19 protein-coding genes and 1 pseudogene are annotated in these 24,479 nt (G+C 62.4%); 15 read left to right on the top strand and 5 right to left on the bottom strand.

The window, feature by feature from the left end; all coding sequences use genetic code 11:
• Positions 1-130: 130 nt before the first annotated feature.
• From FGF80_RS01310 to FGF80_RS01295, 4 genes and pseudogenes are all read left to right on the top strand, one after another.
• Positions 131-601, top strand: a pseudogene (locus FGF80_RS01310) (winged helix-turn-helix domain-containing protein); the annotation flags it as partial.
• A 605-nt stretch (positions 602-1,206) separates the two neighbouring features.
• Complete coding sequence (locus tag FGF80_RS01305) at positions 1,207-1,890, top strand: potassium channel family protein (RefSeq protein ID WP_083864555.1); 684 nt, start codon at positions 1,207-1,209, stop codon at positions 1,888-1,890.
• Positions 1,887-3,428 (top strand): TrkH family potassium uptake protein, encoded by a 1,542-nt coding sequence (locus FGF80_RS01300; RefSeq protein WP_238705330.1) that lies wholly within the window; start codon positions 1,887-1,889, stop codon positions 3,426-3,428. The genes FGF80_RS01305 and FGF80_RS01300 overlap by 4 nt, the downstream gene beginning before the upstream one ends.
• Positions 3,425-3,664, top strand: a complete 240-nt coding sequence (locus FGF80_RS01295; protein ID WP_006185200.1) for a hypothetical protein — start codon at positions 3,425-3,427, stop codon at positions 3,662-3,664. The genes FGF80_RS01300 and FGF80_RS01295 overlap by 4 nt, the downstream gene beginning before the upstream one ends.
• 233 nt (positions 3,665-3,897) lie before the next feature.
• Here FGF80_RS01295 and FGF80_RS01290 read toward each other — a convergent pair whose 3' ends face one another.
• The gene (locus tag FGF80_RS01290; RefSeq protein ID WP_138651777.1) at positions 3,898-6,384 is read right to left on the bottom strand and encodes an efflux RND transporter permease subunit; all 2,487 of its coding nucleotides are present in this window, start codon (positions 6,382-6,384) and stop codon (positions 3,898-3,900) included.
• Between the two features lie 770 nt (positions 6,385-7,154).
• Between FGF80_RS01290 and leuS the strand changes: the two genes are divergently transcribed.
• The 3 genes from leuS to FGF80_RS01275 all read left to right on the top strand — a co-directional run bounded on the left by leuS (position 7,155) and on the right by FGF80_RS01275 (position 11,957).
• Positions 7,155-9,803, top strand: coding sequence for a leucine--tRNA ligase (leuS, locus tag FGF80_RS01285; protein WP_138651775.1), 2,649 nt, complete (start codon positions 7,155-7,157; stop codon positions 9,801-9,803).
• Between the two features lie 126 nt (positions 9,804-9,929).
• The gene (locus FGF80_RS19875) at positions 9,930-10,049 is read left to right on the top strand and encodes a DUF2071 domain-containing protein (RefSeq protein ID WP_394348250.1); all 120 of its coding nucleotides are present in this window, start codon (positions 9,930-9,932) and stop codon (positions 10,047-10,049) included.
• Positions 10,050-10,517: 468 nt separating this feature from the next.
• Complete coding sequence (locus FGF80_RS01275; protein ID WP_049908018.1) at positions 10,518-11,957, top strand: sugar porter family MFS transporter; 1,440 nt, start codon at positions 10,518-10,520, stop codon at positions 11,955-11,957.
• A 61-nt stretch (positions 11,958-12,018) separates the two neighbouring features.
• Here the strand turns inward: FGF80_RS01275 and FGF80_RS01270 are convergent, their stop codons facing one another.
• The 4 genes from FGF80_RS01270 to rio1 all read right to left on the bottom strand — a co-directional run bounded on the left by FGF80_RS01270 (position 12,019) and on the right by rio1 (position 17,141).
• Positions 12,019-13,011: an ornithine cyclodeaminase family protein gene (locus tag FGF80_RS01270; RefSeq protein WP_138651773.1), complete on the bottom strand. Its 993-nt coding sequence runs from the start codon at positions 13,009-13,011 to the stop codon at positions 12,019-12,021.
• A gap of 548 nt (positions 13,012-13,559) precedes the next feature.
• Complete coding sequence (gene thsA, locus FGF80_RS01265) at positions 13,560-15,224, bottom strand: thermosome subunit alpha (RefSeq protein ID WP_006185195.1); 1,665 nt, start codon at positions 15,222-15,224, stop codon at positions 13,560-13,562.
• A 276-nt stretch (positions 15,225-15,500) separates the two neighbouring features.
• A complete protein-coding gene (locus FGF80_RS01260) occupies positions 15,501-16,058 on the bottom strand; it encodes a KH domain-containing protein (RefSeq protein WP_138651771.1) in 558 nt (185 codons plus the stop codon).
• 207 nt (positions 16,059-16,265) lie between these two features.
• Positions 16,266-17,141, bottom strand: a complete 876-nt coding sequence (gene rio1, locus FGF80_RS01255) for a serine/threonine-protein kinase Rio1 (protein WP_006185193.1) — start codon at positions 17,139-17,141, stop codon at positions 16,266-16,268.
• Between the two features lie 161 nt (positions 17,142-17,302).
• On the opposite strand from rio1, the gene FGF80_RS01250 reads away from it, so the two are divergent.
• The 8 genes from FGF80_RS01250 to ligA all read left to right on the top strand — a co-directional run bounded on the left by FGF80_RS01250 (position 17,303) and on the right by ligA (position 24,435).
• On the top strand, positions 17,303-17,692 hold the full coding sequence (locus FGF80_RS01250; RefSeq protein WP_006185192.1) for a 2Fe-2S iron-sulfur cluster-binding protein: 390 nt from the start codon (positions 17,303-17,305) through the stop codon (positions 17,690-17,692).
• A gap of 185 nt (positions 17,693-17,877) precedes the next feature.
• A complete protein-coding gene (locus FGF80_RS01245) occupies positions 17,878-18,153 on the top strand; it encodes an HNH/ENDO VII family nuclease (RefSeq protein WP_202978781.1) in 276 nt (91 codons plus the stop codon).
• A gap of 6 nt (positions 18,154-18,159) precedes the next feature.
• Complete coding sequence (locus tag FGF80_RS01240; RefSeq protein WP_138651769.1) at positions 18,160-18,672, top strand: ankyrin repeat domain-containing protein; 513 nt, start codon at positions 18,160-18,162, stop codon at positions 18,670-18,672.
• Between the two features lie 237 nt (positions 18,673-18,909).
• The gene (locus FGF80_RS01235) at positions 18,910-19,419 is read left to right on the top strand and encodes an ankyrin repeat domain-containing protein (RefSeq protein WP_138651767.1); all 510 of its coding nucleotides are present in this window, start codon (positions 18,910-18,912) and stop codon (positions 19,417-19,419) included.
• Between the two features lie 226 nt (positions 19,420-19,645).
• On the top strand, positions 19,646-20,158 hold the full coding sequence (locus FGF80_RS01230; protein WP_138651765.1) for an ankyrin repeat domain-containing protein: 513 nt from the start codon (positions 19,646-19,648) through the stop codon (positions 20,156-20,158).
• Between the two features lie 273 nt (positions 20,159-20,431).
• Entirely contained in the window at positions 20,432-21,871 is a 1,440-nt protein-coding gene (locus FGF80_RS01225; protein ID WP_006185186.1) for a selenium-binding protein SBP56-related protein, read from the top strand.
• Positions 21,868-22,269, top strand: a complete 402-nt coding sequence (locus FGF80_RS01220) for a 2Fe-2S iron-sulfur cluster-binding protein (protein ID WP_138651763.1) — start codon at positions 21,868-21,870, stop codon at positions 22,267-22,269. The genes FGF80_RS01225 and FGF80_RS01220 overlap by 4 nt, the downstream gene beginning before the upstream one ends.
• A 90-nt stretch (positions 22,270-22,359) precedes the next feature.
• On the top strand, positions 22,360-24,435 hold the full coding sequence (ligA, locus tag FGF80_RS01215; RefSeq protein WP_138651761.1) for an NAD-dependent DNA ligase LigA: 2,076 nt from the start codon (positions 22,360-22,362) through the stop codon (positions 24,433-24,435).
• Positions 24,436-24,479 lie beyond the last annotated feature (44 nt).

Raw genomic sequence — 24,479 nt, 5'->3', positions numbered from 1 at the left:
TTTCGTTTAGCAGTTACTAATAGCAACTATATTTACCTTACTATTTTGTTGTTTATATGGTTAAACGAAGCTATGGGGAAATATATAGTAGCTGTTAGAATTATTTGCAACAATGCTGTTACAGCAGTTAGTGGAACACCTCGACGAAATCTCCACCGAAGAGCTACAAGATGCTCTCGGGAATCTGGAGGGAGAGAAGCCAACAGAGCGGTTGTTAGCGGCGATTGCGTACAAGAACGGTGTCACGCAAGCCGAGTTTGCTGAGTGGCATAACGTTCATCGGAAAACAATCTACAACTGGCTCAAGCGGCTCGACACCAACGAACTGCTTGAGCACGCTGCAGCCAGCACTCACCGTTCTAGAAGGAATCGAAAACACTCAAAGAGACAGTAACAAGAGTTCGAAGAAACCGTCCACGAACCACCCCGTGAGGTCGAGTTCAACGCGCCGGCGTGGACACCGGCGCTCGTCAAGCAATTCCTCGAAGAAACGTATGACGTGGACTACTCAATCACGAGTTGTCGGCGGTTGTTGAAAGAAGCGGGATTGAGCTATCAGAAACCACGCCGATCAGCCGCCGAAACTGACGAAGACGTACAAGCGTTGCCGTCAGCTCGTTCTTTCATAATTCTACTAAATCCACGTCATAACCCTCTCTGAGCGGGTCTGCGAGAATCTCTAGACAAGTTACTCAACGACCTGCTTACTTCTCAAACTGACTCAACTACATTTGGGACGAATATTGTCTGTGTGACATCACTTGAATTTCCATTCCATACTGAACTCGATTTAATGTGGCGGTGAGTCGTCTTGATTTGCTTATCTTGTTCTATCATACTACAGCCGCTGAATTCAAGAACAGAACTGCATCCTACCGTAATCAAAAAGGCGCGTGGTTCCATATAGTATATCGATTACTAATAGAATGAGGCTCCTTTGATTAGATAATATAGCAGTGTACAATATGAACAGCGCCGCCCGTCGCCGTTCAGAGGCGGTCTGAACGGTGAACTGATGCCGGTTCGGTGGAATCGCCGTTGCTGTGCGCTCGAGCGTACCACAGATATGCGATCGGTGTCTAGGGATATCAGCGAGCCGATGCGAATGCTGCTGGAACCGGCTTGTGCGCACACGATTCGAGCGGTCCCGTCAGCCGAATCCAATACCAGGGTGACTTATGTGACTCAGTTTGAAATGTTACGGCGATGCACTTCATCGTCGTCGGGGCAGGGAATGTCGGACGCCTGCTAGTGGATATTGCATCACGATCTCGAAACGACGTGGTGGTCGTCGAGCACGACGTGACGAGAGCGAACGACATCGCGAACGAGTACGATTGCCTGGTCCTCAACGAGGACGCGACGAGGGAGGAGACGCTCAAAGAGGCGGGCGCTGCTCGGGCCGATGCGCTCATCTCGACGCTCGAACTGGACGCAACGAACCTGTTCGTCTGTCTACTCGCAACCGAACTCGGGATTCCGACCGTCGTGTCCGTTCTGCACCAACCCGAACACCGGGAGCTGTTCCGCAAGATGGGCGTCAACGCGGTCAAAAGCCCCGACCAACTCGCCGCCGAATCGCTCTACCGGACGGCACGACAGCCCGCGATTATCGACTACATGCCCGTCGAAGACGATGCGGAGGTCTTCGAGATCGAGGTCTCCGACGCCGCACCGATCGCCGGAAAGACCCTCGAGGACGCCAGATCGGGGGGCTTGATTCCCGACGATGTGCTCGTCGTCGCTGTCGTCCCCCAGGACGGCAGCGGGCCACGGATCGCTCGGTCGACAACCGAAATCGGGGCCGGAGATCGGCTCGCCGTCTACTCCGGACGCGGGACCGATCCGGCGGTGACGGATCTCTTCGGATTCTTCGACGATTACCGATGAGAACCACAGTGGCACCGATCGGACGCGATCTCGGGTGGATGCTGCGGGTTTTCGGGGGGCTGGTCCTGGTATCGATCCTCGTTCCGCTCGTCTGGGGCGAGTATTACGCGATTCCCGGCCTCGTCGTCTCGGGGGTGATACCGGTAACGATCGGGTGGGTGCTCTCGACAGTGTTCGCCGATGCCGCTCCGCCGGACAAACTCCACGGCATGATGATCGCTGCCATCGGCTGGCTCGCCATCGCAGCGTGCGGCTCGCTGCCCTTTCTTACGACCGCCTGGATCGTGACGCTCGCGCCTGCCGGGCTCGAGACACCACCCCCAGAGAGCGTCGACGCACTCGCGAGTCCGCTGAACGCTCTCTTCGAGAGTATGAGCGGGTTCACCGGAACGGGGTTGACTATGATCACAGACGAGGGCTCGCTCCCCCGGACGCTACAATGGTGGCGGAGTATAATCGAATGGGTCGGTGGCGTTGGTGTGATCGTGCTGACGACAGCGATCCTCGCCCGTCCGGGGAGTGGTTCGTTGACAGTGTACGAAGGCGAAGCGCGATCACAGAAGATACACCCGAGTATCGTCTCGACCGTCCGCACTATCTGGTGGATCTTCCTGCTTTTCACGTCGATCGCGATCCTGTCGCTCTGGCTGGCCGGAATGCCACCGTGGCAGGCGATCAATCACGGCATGACGGGTATTTCGACTGGCGGTTTCTCGGTCATCGACGGTTCGATCGGCGCATACGACAGCGTCGTCATCGAAGCCGTTTTGCTCCCGATCATGATCGCTGGCGGCATTGCGTTCCCGATCCACTACCTCGTCCTCCAGGGGGATCTGCGAGGGCTGTACACGGACGTGCAGACGCGATGGTTGGCCGCGGTTCTCCTGCTCGGATCGGCGGCGGTCTGGCTATCGGTCTCGACAGCGTACGATTCGGTCACGGACGCGCTCCGATACGGCGTCTTCCAGTTCGTCTCAGCAGTGACCGCCGCGGGCTTCCAGACGGCAACCGATCCGACGCCCCTCTCGCTGGGGGACTGGCCCACGAGTGCGCTTCTCACGCTGGTCTTCGCGATGGTCGTCGGTGCCGCCGCCGGCTCTACCGCGGGCGGCATCAAACTCATTCGATTGATAATGCTGGTGAAAGGGATTCGATTTCGAGTCTCCTACGTCTTCTACCCCGACAGTACCGTCCATCGGTTTCGGATCGACGACCGCGTCCTCGACGAGGAAGACGGCCCTCGAGAGTTCGGAGAAGCGGCGATCATCGCGCTTCTCTGGTTCGTCTTCCTCGCGGTGAGCGTCTTCGTCCTTTTAGCGACGCTCCCGAGCGGGGCCTATCCGCTGGAACAGATCCTCTTCGAAATCGCGAGTGCACAGGGGAATGTCGGTCTCTCGACCGGGATCACCGGTCCCCACTCGCTGCCGACGGCTGGCAAGGTCGCGTTCATCCTGAACATGTGGATCGGGCGACTCGAGATCATTCCCATCCTCGTGACGCTTCGCGCGCTCTTTTGGCGGGGTGGTATCTACGAATGAGTCGGCGTCGCTACCGCAGCCGGCTTCTTACGTGGATCGTCAACGCGGGACCGAGCGATACGGTCTTGAACCTCTATCTGGTTCTCGGCCCGCTCCTGATCGTGCTCGTCACTGTCGTCGGCAGAACTGGAGCGACGACGCTCATCGTTGCGGGCTACGTCGTCGGATTCGTCGGTTACACGATCTACAACGCCCTCACGACGACGGGACGCCCCGACTGGATACGACATCCATGACATCCGCCGCGCCATGAACGGAGCGGTTTCCCGAGCGTTGGGAGAGTATGGTTCGCGAGTTACCTGTTCTTGTGGGGCTACTCGCTCGTCGTAAACGACGGGATTCGCTCGCTGTATTAAGATAGCCCGTGTTGGTCGGAGGGCGAGCCACATCGGCAGCGATTGATCGTCCGTGTGAGAGCGCTCGCGACGACGGTCCGCGGGTCGGCGTCGTCGATGAGGTCATACGCCGATTAGGCTCCAAGTAGTGCTTTGAGCCGCGCGGTGCCGGTCGCGTCGGACGTGACACCCCGATCCCAGAGAACCAATGCAGGCGGCAGGGCAACGATGGATGCGGCAAACGAGTAGAACACGCTCAACGCGATCAGGAGCCCGAAGTCACCGAGCACGGGTGTAATCGCGAGCATCAGCGCCCCCGTTCCGATCGATGTCGTGAGCATACTGCCGGTGAGCGCACCGCCGGTACTCGACAGCGTCGTCGTAAGCGCAGATACCGTCTCCGGGTGTGCAGTATACTCGTCGACGAAGCGATGCATGAAGTGGACAGCGTAATCGACGCCGAGTCCGATAGCGAACGACAGGAGTAGTCCCGTGACGGCATTGAGCGGCATATCGAGCAGCCGCATCGTACCGAGAAGACACGACACGGCGATCATGATCGGAAACACGTTGATGAGTCCGATCCACGGTTTCCCCTCGAGAACGCCGTACACGATCACGAGAAAGACCGCCGAGAGCACGATAGCAAGCACCATCCCCTGGATCGATGATTCGAACAGGCTGTTGGTGATCGCGTTGTAAATGAGGGGCGTGCCCGTCGCAGTTGCGGTGTAGCGGAAGGAATCGGCGTGGTCGGCTCCGTCCGCTGCGATTTCGTCGATCGTGGCGTCCGATTCGATGGTGTACTCGACTTGGGCCGCTCGCCGGTCGGGAGTCAGGTACCGCTCCGCCGCTGGCCCTGCCGGCGACGCGAACAACTCGTCGTAGATCCGGTCGAGGTTGCGGTCGGGAATGCCGTTCCTGTCTCGGTCGTTACGGGCGACGAGCGCAGCGAACTCGGGGTCCGCGTCGGCACGGGACTGAATCACGGAGACGATGCTCCGTGATTCCGCCCGTCCGTTCGGCCCGACGGCGAGCGTCTCCGGTGGATCATCGTCAGGGGCCGCCAGTGCCTCGAGCGCGTGGTCTTCCTCGAACGGTCCCTCGACATACATCGTTATCGACTGATCCTGATCGGCCGCGAACCGCCCTTCAAGCAGGTTGAGCGTCTCCGTGGCAGTGTACTCGCCCGGGGCGAACGGTTCCGGGATGGAATCGACGTACCACGCTTCCTCTTCGGGCGGGAGGAAATCCTCCTCCTCGAACGTGGTTTCGACGCCGGTGCCGTACGCACCCATTCCGGCCCCGAAGAGCACGAGGAGAACGACCATGAGGAGCGGAGCCCGCTTTCCGACGGTCGCGGAAACAGCCAGCAGCCGACCGAGCAAGGATTCCTCGGAGGCGATCGGGGTCGAGTTGAACTCCCGGACGTCGTGTCGGTCCCGAAAGCGGTCGGCTTGCAACTTCATCGCGGGCAAGCATCCGCTGAAGATGACGAACGTAAAGATGATTCCGGCGGAAGCCACAAGGCCCATCTCCCGCATCGGCTCGAGTTCGGCGAAGACGTTCGCTCCGAAGCCGAAGACCGCGGTGGCGGTCACGATGAAAAAGGCGGCCGAGAGCTGGCTGGTCGCGGTACGCATCGCGGGGACCGTCTCGTCGCCCCGGATCTTTTCCTCGCGATAGCGGTTGATAATGTGGATCCCGAAGTCGACGCCGACGGCCAACAACAGGACGGGAACGATGATCATCTCCTGTCCGAACGGTATCCCGGCGTAGCCGAGGAACCCGAACGTCCAGATCATCGTCATCAGCAACGCGATCAGGCCGAGTAACAGATCGAACGGGTCTCGATAGGCGACGGCGAGGAAACCCAAAAGCAGCGTCACGACGACGGGCATGACCATCACGAACGAATCGCTGATGACGTCTTCGAGTTCGGAGTCAACGATACCGCTACCGAACGCGCGGATATCGGCCGGCTCGTCGGCCGCCATCGTATCGATCGTCGTCAGGATGCCGTCCATGTCCTCGTCGTCGAACGCGGATGGCACGTCGTGGGAGATCACCGTAATCGACGCCGATGCCGACGCCCCATCGCGGTTGAAGTCCTCCGAGACCAGCCTCGAGAACGACCGCCTCGAGCCGACCTCTCGGACCGCCTGCCGAATTTCGGTCTCCGTCGCCCGTTCGACGGCCCGGCGCTGTTCGGTCGGCGTGTCCGCTCCGGGCTCGAGCGCCTGCGCGACCATCGTCGCGGGGCCGTCCGCGGACTCCATTCTGAGCGTCGGCCGATCATCGATTCGCTCGAGCAGGCGGAGAACGTGGAGGAGTTCCTCCCGTGTGAGGACATCGGTCCCGTCGTGGACGAGTCGCGTCGTCTCGTCCTCAGCCGTGAACGGTCCCTGAAAGTCCGCTTCGACGTCGTCTTGTGTTTCTTTGACGTCGAGGCCGTCGGAGTAGCGCTCGCGGAGATCGGTCTCCGTTTCGACCAACGGGATTCCGGCGGCGAAAAACGCGGTCAGGAGTAGGAACACGATAACGATCGTACGCGGGCGGGAAACGATGAGGGCGGTCGATTGCGCGATCGCCTCGTCGATCCAGTGTCCGACCCTAGTCATGGAGACGTGCTGCTCGTTGTTCGACCGACGGCACTGTCACGCTCGCGGGGTCGAGTCTCGAGTACCGTGCGAGCGGTCGCGGATCCCGACGCGATCAAACCGCCACGGCCCGCCACGAATCGGCACCCCGCGCTACCTGCGGGCCGTCGTCCGGCGACGGTAACGTGGCCCCGTGGCGACGGGACCGGTCCGATGGCGCTACGCGGCGGTTGGACGTTCCGTCACCCCCCGTTCACTCGTCCGTTCGAGCCCGAACGAGCGGTGACTCCGGTGCTGGCAACTGTTCGGTCGGATCGTCATGCGTGGTACATGAACATATTAGATCAAAATACTTTCGCCAATATCAGACTGAATGGGAATTTGAGAAAGGCACAAACTCGTTCGTGCGTTCGTTAGAAGGGGTAGAGACACATTCATCACCACTTGAATGTCATTTTAATACGTCGCTCGAGTGATTGCCACAACGCGGGCACGGCGCGGTCATCACGGTCGAACGGACACCGCTGACGGAGGGGGTCGAGGCACTGGCACGGAAGCGGCGACGTGGTATCGGCGAGGGCTCCTGCGGTGCTCGAGGGCGAGCCATAGTCGTCACTGCACATCTGACCGCATGCGGCGTTGGGGCCAGTGTAGGAATCGTTTCAGTGCTACTATATATCGGCCGGCCGACGGACGCAGCCGTCTCGAGGCTGTCATCGGTGGTCCGAGCGAAGCGAGCTAGTGTATGGAAAGGTATAGGGTGGCGTCCCGTTCTAGAGGTATATAAGCAAATGAGCGACGCGGGATACGACCACGCGACGGTCGAACGGCGCTGGCAAGAGGCGTGGGACGACGCGGACGTCTTTCGGACGGCCGACAACGTCGAGGACCCGACGTACGTCCTCGGAATGTACCCGTATCCGTCGGGCAAACTCCACATGGGCCACGTCCGTAACTACACGATCACGGACGCGTACGCTCGCTTCCGGCGAATGCAGGGCGACGATGTCCTCCACCCGATGGGGTGGGACGCGTTCGGCCTCCCCGCGGAGAACGCGGCCAAAGAGCGCGATACGAATCCGCGCGACTGGACCGTCGACTGCATCGAGACCATGACCGAACAGATGGAGTCGATGGGCTTTGGCTACGACTGGGACCGGGAGATCACCACCTGCACGCCCGACTATTACCAGTGGAACCAGTGGCTGTTCTCCCGGTTCCACGAGGAGGGACTGGTCGAGCGCCGCGATGCCGACGTCAACTGGTGTCCCCACTGCGAGACCGTCCTCGCCGACGAGCAGGTCGAGGGCGAGGCCGAACTCTGCTGGCGCTGTGAGACGCCCGTCGAACAGCGCGAACTCGAGCAGTGGTTCCTACAGATCACCGAGTACGCCGACGAGTTGCTCGAGGACATCGACGACCTGGAGGGGTGGCCCAACTCGGTGCGACAGATGCAGCGCAACTGGATCGGCCGCCAGCACGGGACGGAACTCGAATTTCACGTCGAGGACTACGGCCCGGTCGAGGCCTTTACGACCCGTGTCGACACGATCCACGGAGCGACCTTCTTCGCGCTCGCGCCGGATCACCCGATCAGCGAGGAATTGGCCGAGGAGGACGACGAGATTCGCCGGTTCGTCGATCACGAGGCCGATCCCGACGGCGACGAACCCAACGGCGTCGAGACCGGCCTGACCGCCACGAACCCCGCGACCGGCGAGGAGATTCCCGTCTACGTCGCCGACTTCGTCCTCTCGGACGTCGGGACGGGCGCGCTGATGGCCGTGCCGGCCCACGACGAGCGCGACCACGCCTTCGCCGAAAAGATGGGTATCGACATCCGGCCGGTCATCGCCCCCGAACCCGACGGTGACGAGGAACCGACCGCGCCCGACGTAAGCGAGTCGGCCTACACCGAGGACGGTGTCCTGATCGACGCCGGCGAGTACAGCGGGCTGGACAGCGAAACAGCCCGCGAACGGCTGACCGCGGACATCGACAGCGCCGAGGAGGCCACCCAGTATCAACTGCGCGACTGGGGAATCTCCCGGCAGCGTTACTGGGGGACGCCGATCCCGGTCGTCCACTGCGACGACTGTGGCCCCGTCATGGTCCCAGACGAGGACCTGCCGGTCGAACTCCCCGAGTTCATCAACACGACCGGGAACCCGCTGGACGCCGCCGAGGAGTGGCAACGGACCACGTGTCCGGAGTGTGGGGCCGACGCGACCCGCGAAACCGACACGATGGATACCTTCGTCGACTCCTCGTGGTACTTCCTGCGGTACGTCTCGCCGGACCTCGAGGACGCCCCCTTCGACCGCGAGCGGGCCAACGACTGGATGCCGGTCGACCAGTACGTCGGCGGCATCGAACACGCCGTGATGCACCTGCTCTATTCCCGGTTCTTCACGAAGGTGCTGGCCGACAACGAGGGCCTCGAGCACCGCGAGCCGTTTACGGACCTGCTGGCACAGGGAATGGTTCAGTTGGAGGGCGAGAAGATGTCCAAATCCAAGGGGAACGTCGTCTCCCCCCAGCGGATCGTCGAGGAGTACGGCGCGGACACCGCGCGCCTGTTCATGATGCAGGCCGCCCAGCCCGAACGCGACTTCGACTGGAGCGAAGAAGGCGTCCAGTCGACGTACGCCTTCCTCGAGCGGTTGCAGGGGTTGGTCGAGGAGTACGCGGCCGAGACGCCCGACGGCGACGACGACGCGATCGCGAGTTACGTCGACGCGGAGATCGACGCGACGATCGCCATCGCCACGGCGGAGTACGACGACCTGACGTTCAACAAGGCGCTGCGGGAAACGCAGGACCTCGTGCGAACGCTGCGCCAATACGCCGACTACACCGAGCCCCACGCCGAGACCTACGAACGCGGACTGTCGGCCGTGGTCCGTTTGCTCGCGCCGGTCGCGCCCCACATCGCGGAGGAACTGTACGACGAACTGGGCGGCGATGGGTTCGTCGCCGAGGCCGCGTGGCCGACCGCCGAGGTCGACCGCGACTACGTCGCCAAACGCCGTCGGCTGGTCGAGAACACCCGCGAAGACATCCGCGACATCGTCGATGTCGCCGGGATCGAGGACCCCCTCGGAATCGACGTGGTCGTCGCGCCCGAGTGGAAGTACGACGCCTTGGAGATCGCGATCGAGAGCGACGCGGATAACCTGATCGGCGAACTCATGCAGGAGGGTCATATCCGCGAACAGGGCGACGCCGCGGCCGATTACGGCCAGGACCTGCAGGCCGAGCGCGAGGCGCTGTCGATGACGCTCGAACCGGACGCCGAGTACGCGGCCCTCGAGTCCGCGGCGTGGCTGATCGAGCGCGAGTTCGACGCTCCGGTTCGCGTCGTTCGCGCCGCCGAGGCCGACGAGGACGTGCTCGCGAACGCCGAGCCCGGACGACCCGCGATCGAAATCGACGACTGACGGCACGCCGATCGAACCGCTATCGGAACCGACAGCAGGCGGTCCGATTTACACCCCGGCTCGTGGTGGGAGCGCGACAGCACCGGATGGCTTCGAGAATGAACGCATACCGTAAGCTCCCGTTCGATGGCCGGTCGTGGATGGTACGTCGCCGACCAGCCCACACCTTCGATGACGTGGCGTGACCGGCTGTTCACTCACTGGCCGGTCACCCCCGACGCGCTTCGCCCGCACGTCCCCGGTTAGGTGACGCTCGAGACGCGGGACGCCGTCGGTCACGCGGCTGGCCGTCGGCGAACTCAACGGTCGACCTCCGTCAGGTATCGGGGCCATCCGGGCCTGTTTTTTAGCATCGATGTCGGAAACTCGTTCGTCGCGGCGACCGTCGGCCGGGCGACGAGAGTGCCCGTCTACCGTGCCCGGATGCAGGTCGGGGCCACCGAAGCGAATTACGTAGCGTTTCGCAGGAACGACAAACGGGTGAGACGGCACACGACGCTCCCGCCCGATTCGACGCCGACCGGCGATCCGACCACTGACCGCGCCCCGACGGAAAGCCACGGCCAGCCGGTACGGGACCGTCGATGGGCCGTCGGACCGCCGAGACGGTCCCGTATCGCGTCTCGAGCACGAACGTCACAGACCTGTCGTGTGTGGACGGGCATCGTTAGGTTTGTTAACTACGGTATGAAACAATATTTCCACATAGTATCGATGTCAATGACACGCACAGGAACGACCGGCAACGATCGGAATTCGTTCATCTACGTCGTCGCGGCGTTGGCCGCGCTCAACGGGCTACTGTTCGGGTTCGACACCGGCGTCATCTCCGGCGCGATGTTGTACATTCGAAACACGTTCGAACTGGCGACCGTCTTCGGCTATTCGATGAACGCCTCGCTGATCGAAGGGATCATCGTTAGCGGGGCGATGATCGGTGCGATCATCGGGGCGGCGCTGGGCGGCCGACTCGCGGATCGACTCGGTCGACGACGACTCATCCTCGTGGGTGCCGTCGTCTTCTTCGTCGGGTCGCTCATCATGGCGATCGCGCCGACCGTCGAGATACTGATCGTCGGTCGAATCGTCGACGGGATCGGCGTCGGATTCGCCTCGGTCGTCGGTCCGCTGTACATCTCCGAGATCTCGCCGCCGAAGATCCGCGGCTCGTTGGTCTCGCTCAACCAACTGACGATCACCAGCGGCATCCTCATCGCCTACCTCGTGAACTTCGCGTTCGCCGGCGGCGGCGAGTGGCGCTGGATGCTCGGCCTCGGCATGGTCCCCGCCGCGGTCCTGTTCGTCGGCATGCTGTTCATGCCCGAGAGCCCCCGCTGGCTCTACGAACACGGCCGCGAAAGCGACGCCCGCGAGGTGCTCGCCAGTACCCGCGTCGAGACCCAGGTCGAGGACGAACTGCGCGAGATCAAAGAGACGATCCACACCGAGTCCGGGACGCTCCGCGACCTCTTCGAGCCGTGGGTGCGACCGATGCTGATCGTCGGCGTCGGCTTGGCGGTGTTCCAGCAGGTGACCGGCATCAACACGGTCATGTACTACGCGCCGACGATCCTCGAGTCGACCGGCTTCGCGAACACCGCCTCGATCCTGGCGACTGTCGGTATCGGCGTCGTCAACGTCACCATGACCGTTGCCGCGGTGCTGTTGATCGACCGTACGGGCCGCCGTCCGCTGTTGCTCCTCGGACTGGCCGGGATGAGCGTCATGCTCGCCGTCCTGGGCATCGCGTTCTACCTGCCCGGTCTCTCGGGTGCGATCGGCTGGATCGCGACCGGGAGCCTGATGTTGTACGTCGCGTTCTTCGCGATCGGACTGGGACCGGTCTTCTGGCTGCTGATCTCCGAGATTTACCCGACGGAGATCCGCGGGACAGCAATGGGCGTCGTCACCGTCGTCAACTGGGCCGGCAACCTGCTCGTGTCGCTGACTTTCCTGCGACTGATCGACATCGTCGGGCAGACGGGGACGTTCTGGCTGTACGGCGCACTCTCGGTGCTCGCATTGCTCTTCTGTTATCGGCTCGTGCCCGAGACCAAAGGGCGGTCGCTCGAGGAAATCGAAGCCGACCTCCGCGAGACGGCGTTCGGAGCCGACGCCGGCGAGCGTCCACAGGTCACGAAGACGGACGACTAACGGTCGAAAACGGCGTTCCGATCGAAAAGGATCGCAATCGCGACAACCGGCGAGTCGGCGTCTACTGGTCGGTATCGATCAGTCCGAAGTCGGTGCCGGCACCGTCCTCGCGGGCGGTTTCGTAGACGACCCGCGCGGCCGCGACGTCCTGAATCGCGAGCCCGGTCGAATCGAAGACCGTAACGCCCGTCTCCTCGGTTCGTCCCGCCTTCGAGCCGACGACGACTTCGCCGATTTCGCCGTGGATGTCCGCGTCGGTCAACACGCCCTCGTGGTAGGGGACGTTGATCTCGCCCGAGTGAGTACACTGCTCGTGGTCGTCGATGACGATCCGCGCCGCGTCCAGCAGTTCGTCGTGCAGTTCGTGTTTCCCCTCGGCGTCGGCCCCCATCGCGTTGATGTGTGTGTGCTCGCCGACGTCGGAGCGTCCCACGATCGGATCCTCGACCGGCGTCACGGTCGAACACACGTCGCAGTGACCGGCTTCGGAAATCGAGCCGCTGCGGATATCGAAGCGGTCCTCGTAGGTCTCGACGAACCGCTGTACGCGCTCCTCGTCGGGATCCGAAACGACGACTTCCTCGATCGGTCGAATCTCGCTGATCGCCTCGAGTTGCGTGTACGACTGGACGCCGGCCCCGATGAGTCCGAGGCTCGAGGCGTCCTCGACAGCGAGATAGTCGGTGGCGACGGCGGCCGCTGCACCGGTTCGTTTCATCGTCAGTGCCGTCCCGTCCATGATGGCAAGCGGGATCGCGGTCTCGGGATCGGAGTAGATCATCGTCCCCAGTACCGTCGGGAGATCGTGATCCGCGGGGTTGTCCGGATGGACGTTGACCCACTTCAGGCCGGCCGCGTCCCAGTCGCCCGTATCGAGGTAGGCGGGCATCGATCGGAAGTCACCGTTGTACTGCGGGAGATCGATGTAGGACTTCGCGGGCATCTGTGTGGTGCCGCGCTCGAACGCACCGAAGGCCTGTTCGATCGCATCGATGACAGCGGACATTCGTGCGTGCTCGTTGACATCATCGCTATCCAACAGAAGCGTATTCATATCCGCGGATATTGCGGGCTACTACTTAGTTTATCGTGGTTCAAGGGGCGTATGCGGTATGGGAGCATTATGTACACTAAGCAACACTAATGGGCGGTGGTAATCGGCCCCACGGGACAGGGTATCGGTGTATCGGCACGTCGAGCGCAGGTGTCGTGTCAGAGCGACGGCGTTCGTCGTCCGTAGATAGTATCGTGAAAATATATGAGCGTTTCGAGACGGCCGGTCACGAGTAATCACCCATCGAGAGGCCGAGCGCAGCGACTCGAGGATCGGATTCGGGAGCGAGACGAAACGGGAACTGAAGACGGGCCGACTCGAAACGGCGGACAGAGCGGGCCGACCGGTAGTGTCTTCCACCGATTGTCCCCGCGAGGACCGCCGACCCGAGCGGGCTGACGGCCGACGCGGAGGGACGAAAAGCGTCCCGGAACGAAGAGTGGTATCGGGCCGACTTCCCGTTCCGTGATGGCGTCCCGCCCCGGAACGGGAAGTCGGTTTCTGGCTCGTGGCGTCGTCTCGAGGTCGTTGGTGTACTCGGACCTCGGTTACATCATGCCGCCCATGCCGCCGCCCATACCGCCCATACCGCCGCCCATGCCACCGGGGCCACCGGCAGGCATGTCTTCGTCGTCGTCATCGTGGGAGACCGCGAGGTCGCCCGCGGCGATGACGTCGTCGATGCGCAGCAGCATGACGGCCGCCTCGGTGGCGGACTCGATGGCCTGGGTCTTCACGCGAAGCGGCTCGTAGACGCCCTCGGCGTCCATATCGATGGTGTCGCCGGTGTAGGCGTCGAGCCCGGCGGCGGTGTCGCCGCCGTCGTGGGCACTGCGAAGCTCGACCAGCGAGTCGATGGGATCGAGACCCGCGTTCTCGGCCAGCGTACGCGGGATGACCTCGAGCGCGTCCGCGAATGCTTCGACGGCGAGTTGCTCGCGGCCGCCGACGGAGTCGGCGTAGTCGCGCAGCGAGAGCGAGATATCGATCTCGGGTGCGCCGCCGCCGGCGAGCACCTTCCCGTCCTCGACGGTCGTCCGGACGACGCCCAGCGAGTCCTCGACGGCGCGGTCGATCTCGTCGATGACGTGCTCGGTACCGCCGCGGAGGATCAGGGTGACGGCCTTGGCGTCGTCGACGTCCTCGACGAAGATACGCTGGTCGCCGGCGATCTCCTTCTGTGCAACGCTACCGGCAGCGCCGAGGTCGTCCTCGGTCAGGTCGTCGACGCTCGAGACCGGCGTTGCGCCGGTCGCGCGAGCGAGCTGAGCCTGGTCGCTGGACTTGACGCGACGGACGGCGATGATGCCCTCCTGTGCGAGGTAGTGCTGGGCCATGTCGTCGATGCCGCCGTCGACGAAGACGACATCGGCACCGGCGTCAGCGACCTGTTCGGCCATCTCGCGCAGCTGTGCTTCCTCCTGTTCGAGGAACTGCTCGAGCTGGTCGGGGTCGGTGACGTTGACCTCGGCGTCGATCTCGGTCTCTTTGATCTCCAAGTCGCCGTCGACGATCGCGATGTCGGCGTCCTCGGCGAAGTACGGCATGTTCTCGGAGACGCGCTCCTTGTCGACGATGACGCCCTCGACGAGTTCGGAGTTCTCGACGGAGCCGCCGACGACCTTCTCGACTTTGATGTTGTCCGTGTCGACGCCGTCGTCGTCGGCGACCGCGCGAACGGCCTCGACGATGAGCCCCGAAAGCAGGTCCTTGGCGTTCTCCGCGCCCTTGCCGGTCATCGCCGTCGCGGCGATCTGCTCGAGGATTTCGGTATCGTCTTCGTCGACATCGATGGCGATCTCTTCCAGGGCCTCGGTGGCCGCTTCGGCGGCCTCTCGGTATCCCTGGGCGAGGGTGGTCGCGTGGATGTCCTGGTCCAGCAGGTCCTCGGCCTGGCTGAGGAGTTCGCCGGCGACGACGACGGCGCTCGTCGTTCCGTCACCGACTTCCTCTTCCTGCGTCTCGGCGACTTCGACGATCATGTCGGCCGCGGGGTGATCGATCTCCATCTCCGAGAGCAGCGTGACACCGTCGTTCGTGACGATGACGTTGCCCGAGGAGTCGACGAGCATCTTGTCCATCCCCTTCGGGCCGAGCGTCGTCCGAACCGACTCGGCGACGGCCTTCCCGGCCTGCACGTTCATCGACTGCGCGTCCTCCCCGGAGGTTCGCTGGCTGTCCTCCGAGAGTACGATAAGGGGCTGGTTGCCCATCTGCTGTTGAGCCATAGTCACTCGAAGGATTGATTGTGATTCTATATAAACCTTTCCCAATTGATCGGGCAGGGTGGCTCGAGGTACTCCCTGTCGTGCGTTTTCGATCCGACTGCTCGCCGGGTATATATAGTCACACTGTATGAGAATCGGCGGGTAGATACCGCGTCACTGGGGATTCGGCGGAGAGTCGACGACCGATGGAAAAGCGGTTCGGACGATGGGCTCACATCGGGGAGCAGAGAACGAAACGACGCTACCGAAACAGGTCCGAGGTCAGGATTGGCCGCCGGGGAACCGGTGGTACTCCATCCCCTTGTGTTTCATCTCGTTGTGCTTCTCCTCGAGGAAGGAGTAGACCGCGCCGTGGGGCGCGCCGTCCAAGAGCATCTCGGCGGCGCTGCGAACGGCGTCGACCTCCTGTGGCGCGCCGATGACCCCGAGCGTCGAGCCGTAGATGACGACGTCGGCCCCGGTCAGTTCCTCCATCAGTTCGCGGGTCCGGCCGCCCTCGCCGATCAGCCGCCCCTTCTTGCGTTTCATGTCGTTTTTGTTGCGCGCGGCGGCGTCGATGTCGACGACGTCGAACAACATCATGTCGTCCTCGAGCAGCCGCAGGGCGTCCTCGGGCGCGAAGCCGCGGCCGATCGCGCGAACGATCTCGGGGCCCTTGAGGCCGAGCACGGGATCGCCGACCGTTTCGACGGCGACGGAGCCGTTCTCCGAGTCGATATCGAGTCGTACTTCGGCCGCCGCCTCGATCTCGCGCATCGTCTCGCCACCTTCGCCGATGAGAACGCCGATGCGGTCCTGCGGAATCTTCACGTGCTGCATATAGTCCGCTACTGGCTGGGTGAGGTTAAGCGCTTGGTCCGCGAGCACGGGTGCGTCGTGACATCGTCGCACGCACCGTCTCGAGTCGCGGCGGCGGTTCGGACGGGTCGGCGCGAGACGACGGCACGATCGAAGTCGGCGTCGCCACTCGAGGGTGGCGATCGCAGAGGACCGGAGCGCGTGTTTCCGACCGATTGCGGGCCGAGTTCAGTCCCGCGAGGGATCGGGCTCCGGGCTCGTGACGAACTCGAGGAGGTCGTCCGCCGTCACCTCGAGCCCTTGCCGGGAGAAAAAGCCCGCCACGTTTCGACAGTCCCGCTCGAGGAAGTCGCGGCTGTTCGGGTGATGGACCGTCACGGCCTGCCCGAGGTCGATAAACACGAGTTGGCCCTCGGTCTCGTCGAAGACGACGTTGTACTCGCTGAGATCGCCGTGGATCAGGCCGGCCGAGTAGAGCCGGCGCATGTATTCACGCATGACCTCGTAGGCGGTCTGCGGGTTCTCGATGTGGACCTCGCCGAGCCGTTTCGCGCGGCCGTCGTCGGTCCCGATGTACTCCATGACCAGGACGTTGCGTTCGGTCGCGATTGGCTCCGGAACCCGAACCCCGGCAGCCTGTGCTCGCCGGAGGTTCGCCAGTTCCTTTTTCGTCCACGCGAGGACGACGTCTTTCTTCTTGCCGCCTAAGCCCTCGAATCGGGGATCGCCCTCGAGGTACTCCCGCATCTGGGTGAAGTTCGAGGCGTTGATCCGGTAGATCTTGACCGCGACCTCGCGGTCGTCGCCCAGCGCGTGGTAGACGTTGGCCTCCTTGCCCGTCGAGAGCGGCCCGCCGAAGGCCTCGACGTAGCCGTCCTGAACCAGTTTGTACAGCGCCGCGAAGGTCGCGTCATCGAACACCGACTGCTCGACCTTGAACTGGTCGGCGTCCTTGATGCGCTCCTCGAACTGCTCGAACTCCCGGTCGCGCTTCCGTGCGATTCGATCGGCCTCGGTCTCCGAGATATCGATCTCCTCCCACTCGTCACCCGGGGTGTCGGCTTCCTCGAGGTCGACCAGTCCGAACTCCGTTCCCTGTCCCATCTGTCAGGCCCTACGCGCCGGGTGCGGGTAAATACTGGGACTTGGTCGATCGGGCGCACCGACGGCGGGCGACTGGACACGTCCACTCTTTTTTCCCTGTCCGTCGTATACCCGACCGTGAGTTCCACGACCGAGCGGCGACCGACAGCCGAGGGCCACCGATGACGAACTACGACGTGACACTCGAGTGGACCGACGGCCGGACGCGGACGATCGACGTCGACGAGAGCCAGACGGTACTCGAAGCAGCCCAGCGGCTCGGCGTCCGGTTGCCGTACGACTGCCGAGCCGGGACCTGCATCACCTGCGTGGGCCGATTGCTCGCGCTCGAGGACGACGATGAATCCGGCGACGACGGGACGGACCGGCCGCTCGACGTTGCGGACGCGTTCGGCTATCAGCGGCCGCCACAGGCACTGACAGACGACGAACAGGACGACGGCTACGTCCTGCTGTGTATCGCCTCCCCTCGAGCCGACTGCCGCATCGAAGTCGGACCGCGGGTCCGTGCCGAAGTCGGCGATAGTCCATGGAGCGATAGTTTCGGCTGAAAGGCAGGACGAACCGATCAGACGGCGGTTCTCGGTCGTCTGTCTTACGACTCTTTCCGGTCGAATTTCCGTCTATCGGGCGGACTGCTGCCGTCATCTCCGAACGGGTTGTCGAATCGTCTCGAGGCTGCCCGACCTCGGCGGACGAGCGACGTCCTGACTACGCACCGGGACAGCGAGAAGAGGTGTGGAACAGAGCGAAAGGTCCTAATGGTATTGTATTCTGTGCAGTCGACGAGGTACCGCTTGATCGGGATGATTGGTGTATGGGGCATAAGCCGGAGCGTGAGTACCGGTACCTGGTTGAGTACTATTTGAGAGGAATCATTACCCGTGAAGAGTTCTTAGCGGAGTATAGAAATCCTGACCATTATCAACCAGAATGCCCTCACGCGAGCAGTTCCGGAAAGCATGAAGAGATGGGTGAATACTGGGAAGAAAAATGGGGACCTCTGGAGTGAGAACCTATGAGTAATGATAAAGGATCCGACGACCTGTACAGTAGAACCGATATTGAGTCAGCGATCGTACAGGGCGATAGAGAGACATTTGATGAGCTGATTAATGATGCCGATCTAAGCCATCGATCTGATAATGGAAGTACTCTCTTGCATCACACGGCTGGCCGTGATCGTCCAGAAATGGCGAGAGAGCTGATTGATCGGGGGATTGATGTGGATGCTCAGAATGATGGGGGTCATACTGCGTTGCTGAAAGCTGTGGAACTTGAAAACTATGACACAGTCGAGGTGTTGCTTGAGGGTGGTGCTGATCCGAATATCTTCGATAACAATGGGAGATGTCCGCTTTCGGTGGCAGTTACGCGGGGCCGAAAGGATCGGACAATCGTGAAAATGCTCCTTGAACACGGTGCTGATCCGACGGCGTCGGATGAGTCCGGGGAATCTGTGTTAGAGTGGGTGAGAACGCACGGGATAACAGACGTCGCGGAACTGATGGAATCCTACGTCGAAGAGTAGATCCGCTGGCTCACAGTAGAGCAGATTAATCGATATCAGGGGCACAAGCCCAGCATGAATATCTGTCTCTCAGAGAGTACTACCTACGTGGAATCATCTCATATGAGGAGTTCATAGACGGATTTCAGAAACCTCGATCACTATCGGCCAGAATCTCGTCGCGCGAGCAGTTCCGGAGAGCATGAAAAAGAAGGTCAGCATTGGGAGGAGAAGTGAGGTCAACTGGAGTGAGAACCTATGAGTGAAGACAACGGACCTGACGATCTGTACAGTAGCACCGACATCGAGAATGCGATTATCCAGGACGAAAAAGAGAAATTCGACGACCTCATCGACGACGCTGACCTGACGCATCGAGCTGATAATGGGAATACGCTCTTACATGAGGCGGCTGGCTCAGGTCGTCCAGAAATAGCGAGGGAGCTGATTGGTCGAGGAATCGACCTTGATGCTCAGAACAATGGAGGTCTTACCCCGTTGCTTACTGCTTTGGAAGTTGAAAATTATGACACAGCTGAGGTGTTGCTTGAGGGTGGTGCTGATCCGAATATCTTCGATAACAGCGGGAGATGTGCACTTTCGATGGCGGTGACGAGAGGACAAAGAGGTGGAAAATTAAAAATGCTCCTTGAGCATGGTGCTGATCCAACGGCATCGGATGAGTCTGGAGAATCGGTGCTGGAATGGTTGAGAAGGATTAGGAAAACGGACGTAGCAGAGCTAATGGAATCCAATGTCCAAGAGTAGATCGGCTGGTACACTGTAGAGCGGACTAATTGGTATCAATGGCACAAGCACCACCGTGAATATCTGTCTCTCAGGGAGCAGTATTGACGGAGAATCTATCATATGAGGAGTTCGTGGACGAGTTTCGGAAACCTAGTTCACTATCGCCTAGAATCTCGTCGCGTAAGTCGTTCCGGAGAGCACGAAAAAGATCAGTATTAGGTGGAGAAGTGAGGGCCACTGATGTATGAGTAGTGATAACGGATCCGACAACCTGTACAGTAGAACCGACATTGAATCAGCGGTAGTAGAGGGTGATAGGGAGACGTTCGATGAGCTCGTCGACAACGCTGACCTGACTCATCGATCTGACAATGGAAGCACCCTCTTGCATCAGGCGGCTATTTCGGGTCGTCCAGACATAGCGAGGGAGTTGATTGATCGCGGAATTAATCTGGATGCTCAGGACAGTGGTGGTAATACACCGTTGCTGACTGCGTTAGAAGTTGAGAACTATGATGTGGTCGAAGTGTTGCTTGATGCGGGTGCTGACCCGAATATCCTCGATAACAAGGGCCGGTATCCGCTTGCAATGACGGTTATAAACGGGCAGAGTGATCGGAAGTATATGAAAATGCTCCTCGAGCACGGGGCGGATCCGACTGCGACGGATGAGACCGGTCAATCTGTGCTGGAGTGGGTGACGGAACTCGGATATACGGACGCCGTGGAGTTGATGGAGGCCTACGTCCAGGAGTAGATCGTTCCAATCACAACAACGATGCCCTCGCGTTTAGTCGTTACCTGAATCAAACAGCAGACCAGCGCCGCGATCAGCATGATGCCCCAGGAGAGGCAGAGGTAGAAATTGATCCCGATCCGCGACTCGAGCGCGAAGCCGACGGGGCAACTCTCGAGTGAGCTACCGCTGAGTCAACTGTCGTCCGACGAGGGTGCCAGCGGGAGCGAGTCAACTCCCCCTGACCGATCGATGCGTGCCAGACTTATTACCCCGGTTGTGGTACTGGCCACCATGAGTGACGCCGACACAGAATCGGCAGGCGATGAATCGGCACATGAACACCAGTCCGATACCGCCCACGACCACGAGCACCACCACGAAGGGCCCGGCTACGCGACGCCGCAGGCCGCCATCGAAGAAGGCGAGCGAGAGAAACTGGCCTACGTGATGAGCCTCTACGTCGGCACGGACGTCGACGCGTCGGACTTCGTGGCGGTCGTCGATCTCGATCCGAACTCGGACACCTACTGCGAGATCGTCGATCGGATCGAGATGCCCGAACGCGGCGACGAGCTCCACCACTTCGGGTGGAACGCCTGCTCCTCGTCGTGTCACATGGAGGGCCTCGAGCGGCGACACCTGATCGTCCCCGGCCAGCGCTCCTCGCGGATCCACGTGATCGATGCCAAAGACCGGCGGAATCCCGAACTGGAGACGGTAATCGAACCCGAGGAGGTCTTCGAGTACGACCTCTCGGCACCGCACACCGTCCACTGTATCCCCGACGGGGAGATCCTGATCAGCATGCTCGGCGACGCCGACGGCGAGTTACCGGGCGGCTTCCTCGAGTTGAACGAGGACTTCGAGATCGAAGGGCGGTGGGAGCCGCCGGGCGAGATCGAGATGAACTACGACTACTGGTACCAGCCTCGCCAGAACGTGATGGTCTCCACCGAGTGGGCCGCGCCGAAGACCTACTATCCGGGCTTCGATCTCGACGACGTCGAGGCCGGCAACTACGGACGGCGGCTCCACTTCTGGGACTGGGAGAGCGGTACCGTCGAGCAGACGATCGATCTCGGTGAGGAGGGACTGATTCCGCTCGAGGTGCGATTCCTCCACACGCCCGAATCGACCCATGGGTTCGTCGGGACCGCGCTCTCGTCGAACATGTTTCACTTCTGGTACGACGGGGGCGCAAACGATGGGGACGGGGCGTACCGCGCCGAGAAGGTGATCGATTTCGAGAGCCGAGAACACCCCGACTGGGAGATGCCCGTGCCGGGGCTAACGACGGATATCCTGATTTCGATGGACGATCGGTACCTGTTCGGCTCGAACTGGCTCCACGGCGAGGTCTGGATGTACGATATCTCGGATCCGTCGAACCCGCGGCGGGCCGACTCGCTGTCGGTCGGCGGTACCTTCGGCGACGTGCAGGAAGTCCAGGGCCGCGAACTGAACGCCGGCCCACAGATGATCCAGCTCTCCCTCGACGGCGAGCGCCTCTACTGGACCACGTCGTTGTTCTCGTCGTGGGACGACCAGTTCTACCCCGAGGAGGGTGAGCAGGGATCGGTGATGCTGAAAGCCGATGTCGACCCCCGCAACGGACGGCTCGAGCTCGACGAGGACTTCCTCGTCGACTGGGGTGAGTGCCCCGACGGACCCGCCCGCGCCCACGAGATCCGGTGGCCCGACGGCGACTGCACGAGCGACGTCTGGCAGTGAGCGGACACTCGAACGACCGGCCGCCGAGCCACGCGGTTACCCTCGAGTGGCCCGGCGATCGGACGCGGACGGTCGCGGTTCGCGAGGACGAGACGGTGCTGGACGGGGCCGAACGGGCCGACATCGCGCTCCCGTTCGGCTGTCGGACCGGTGCCTGCGGAACCTGTACGGGACGACTGCTCGCGGTCGACGGAGCGGAGCCGGAACCCGATAGCGGCGATGCCGAGGGCCACGGCATCGAGACAGCCATCGCCTATCCCCGTCCGCCCCGGGCACTGAAGGAACGACACCTGTCGGACGGCTACGTCCTGCTGTGTATCGCCTCGCCGCGAGCCGACTGTCGGATCGCCGTCGGCTCGAGCGTCCATACCGAACTGGTAGATAACCCGTGGAAATAGCGCGTCCCGGCCCGATCCGGCGCGAATCGGTCGGTATCGGGTGCGCCGCGGTCAGTAAGGTTAACGGGGGCGGGCAGTTACCCTCGAGCAATGCCAGTCGTCGACGAGAACGAGGAAAACCCGTACCTCCGAGACCCGCCGACCGACTTCGGGCCGGTCGAAGCGCTTTCGGAGACGGCGGCCCGCGAGCAGGTCGAGCGACTCCGCGAGGCCATCCGCGAGCACGATCGGCGGTACTACGTCGAGAGCGAGCCGCTCATCGCCGACCGAACGTACGACGCCCTGTTCGGCCGCCTGCGCGAACTCGAGTCGGAATTCGATCTCTCCCATCCGGACAGTCCCACCCGAAGCGTCGGCGGCGAGCCGGTCGAGGAGTTCGAGACGGTCGAGCACGTCGCGCCGATGCTCTCGATCGAGGGGAGCGGCGACGTCGAGGACGTCCGCGAATTCGACGACCGCGTACAGCGGGAGGTCGGCGACGTCCGGTACGTCTGTGAGCCCAAATTCGACGGCGTCTCCATGGAGTTCGTCTACGAGGAGGGGCATCTCGAGCGCGCGGTCACCCGCGGAGACGGCCGCGAAGGCGACGATGTCACGCGCAACGCGCGCACGATCGGTGCCGTCCCGCAGCACCTCCACGGCGACTATCCCGACTTCCTCGCGGTCAGAGGCGAGGTCTACATGCCCAAAGACGCCTTCCAGGCGTACAACCGCGAGCGCATCGAGCGCGGCGAGGAGCCGTTTGCCAACCCACGAAACGCCACCGCCGGCACGATCCGACAGCTCGATCCCGCTGTCGTCGCCGAGCGTCCCCTCGCGGTCTTCTACTTCGACGTGCTCGCGGCCAGCGAACTCGCAGACACCCAGTATGCCGAACTCGAGCGGTTGCCCGACTGGGGGCTGCGGATCGCCGACCACGTCGAACTCGCTGCCGACATCGACGAGGCCATCGACTACCGCGACCGCATGCTCGAGGGCCGTGACGAACTGGACTACGAGATCGACGGCACCGTGATCAAGGTCGACGACCGCGAGGCCCGCGAGGAACTCGGCCGGACGGCTCGTCACGACCGCTACGCCTTCGCCTACAAGTTCCCGGCCCGCGCGGAAGTGACGCCCATCGTCGACGTGGCGGTTCAGGTCGGCCGAACCGGCCGACTGACCCCCGTCGCCTTGCTCGAGCCGGTCGACGTCGGCGGCGTCACCGTCTCGCGGGCGAGCCTCCACAACCCCGAGGAGATCGCCGAAAAAAACGTCAATATCGGCGACACGGTTCGGGTCCAGCGCGCGGGCGACGTAATCCCGTACGTCGAGGAGGTCGTCGAGAAAGACAGCGAGGGCCACTACGAACTCCCCGACGCGTGTCCCGTCTGTGACAGCCCGGTCGAGCGCGACGGTCCGATGGCGTTCTGTACCGGCGGCCTGGGCTGTGACGCGCAACTGCGTCGGTCGATCGAGTACTACGCCAGCGACGACGGCCTCGATCTCGAGGGGCTCGGCGAGCGAAGCGTCCGCCAACTCGTCGACGCCGGATTGCTCGACTCCGTCGCGGACCTCTACGAACTCGACCGAGCGGACCTCACCGATCTCGAGGGCTGGGGCAAGACCAGCGCCGAGAACCTGCTCGCGGAGATCGACGCCAGCCGCGAGCCGCCGTTGCCGGACTTCCTCTCCGCGCTGGGCATCCCCCTCGTCGGCCCGACGACGGCTCGCGAACTCGCCCGCGAGTTCGAGACCGTCGAGGCGTTCCGCGAGGCCGCCGAAACCGATCCCGAGCGACTCGAGCGCGTCAGCGATGTGGGCGACACGGTTGCCGAGACGATCCACGAGTTCTTCCTGAGCGAGGCCAACGCCGCCGTCGTCGACGACGTGCTCGAGCACGTCTCACCGCAGGCGGTCGCGATCGATACCGGCGACGAACTCGCGGGTCTGACGTTCGTCTTCACCGGCTCGCTCGAGGACATGACCAGAGGCGAAGCACAGGACCTCGTCGAGACCCACGGCGCGAACGCGACGAGCAGCGTCTCGGGCAACACCGACTACCTCGTCGCCGGCGAGAACCCGGGGGCGACGAAGCAGGAAGACGCGCGGGACAACGATGTCCCGATTCTCGACGCCTCCGAGTTCCGAACGCTGCTCGAGGAAAACGGGATCGACCACGAGTGACCGCTCCGATCGACCCGACCGAGCCGTCGTCGGCAATCCGACCA

The sequence above is a fragment of the Natrinema pallidum genome, from assembly GCF_005890195.1.
Classification (GTDB): domain Archaea; phylum Halobacteriota; class Halobacteria; order Halobacteriales; family Natrialbaceae; genus Natrinema; species Natrinema pallidum.
The sequence above is the reverse complement of the archived record's forward strand: the minus strand, read 5'-3'. Positions and strand labels throughout refer to the sequence as shown.

Bases quoted from the DNA above. Each gene is read 5' to 3' on its own strand.
- FGF80_RS01305 (WP_083864555.1), top strand. From the start codon at position 1,207: ATGCACTTCATCGTCGTCGGGGCAGGGAATGTCGGACGCCTGCTAGTG.
- FGF80_RS01300 (WP_238705330.1), top strand. From the start codon at position 1,887: ATGAGAACCACAGTGGCACCGATCGGACGCGATCTCGGGTGGATGCTG.
- FGF80_RS01295 (WP_006185200.1), top strand. From the start codon at position 3,425: ATGAGTCGGCGTCGCTACCGCAGCCGGCTTCTTACGTGGATCGTCAAC.
- FGF80_RS01290 (WP_138651777.1), bottom strand. From the start codon at position 6,384: ATGACTAGGGTCGGACACTGGATCGACGAGGCGATCGCGCAATCGACC.
- leuS (WP_138651775.1), top strand. From the start codon at position 7,155: ATGAGCGACGCGGGATACGACCACGCGACGGTCGAACGGCGCTGGCAA.
- FGF80_RS19875 (WP_394348250.1), top strand. From the start codon at position 9,930: ATGGCCGGTCGTGGATGGTACGTCGCCGACCAGCCCACACCTTCGATG.
- FGF80_RS01275 (WP_049908018.1), top strand. From the start codon at position 10,518: ATGTCAATGACACGCACAGGAACGACCGGCAACGATCGGAATTCGTTC.
- FGF80_RS01270 (WP_138651773.1), bottom strand. From the start codon at position 13,011: ATGAATACGCTTCTGTTGGATAGCGATGATGTCAACGAGCACGCACGA.
- thsA (WP_006185195.1), bottom strand. From the start codon at position 15,224: ATGGGCAACCAGCCCCTTATCGTACTCTCGGAGGACAGCCAGCGAACC.
- FGF80_RS01260 (WP_138651771.1), bottom strand. From the start codon at position 16,058: ATGCAGCACGTGAAGATTCCGCAGGACCGCATCGGCGTTCTCATCGGC.
- rio1 (WP_006185193.1), bottom strand. From the start codon at position 17,141: ATGGGACAGGGAACGGAGTTCGGACTGGTCGACCTCGAGGAAGCCGAC.
- FGF80_RS01250 (WP_006185192.1), top strand. From the start codon at position 17,303: ATGACGAACTACGACGTGACACTCGAGTGGACCGACGGCCGGACGCGG.
- FGF80_RS01240 (WP_138651769.1), top strand. From the start codon at position 18,160: ATGAGTAATGATAAAGGATCCGACGACCTGTACAGTAGAACCGATATT.
- FGF80_RS01235 (WP_138651767.1), top strand. From the start codon at position 18,910: ATGAGTGAAGACAACGGACCTGACGATCTGTACAGTAGCACCGACATC.
- FGF80_RS01230 (WP_138651765.1), top strand. From the start codon at position 19,646: ATGAGTAGTGATAACGGATCCGACAACCTGTACAGTAGAACCGACATT.
- FGF80_RS01225 (WP_006185186.1), top strand. From the start codon at position 20,432: ATGAGTGACGCCGACACAGAATCGGCAGGCGATGAATCGGCACATGAA.
- ligA (WP_138651761.1), top strand. From the start codon at position 22,360: ATGCCAGTCGTCGACGAGAACGAGGAAAACCCGTACCTCCGAGACCCG.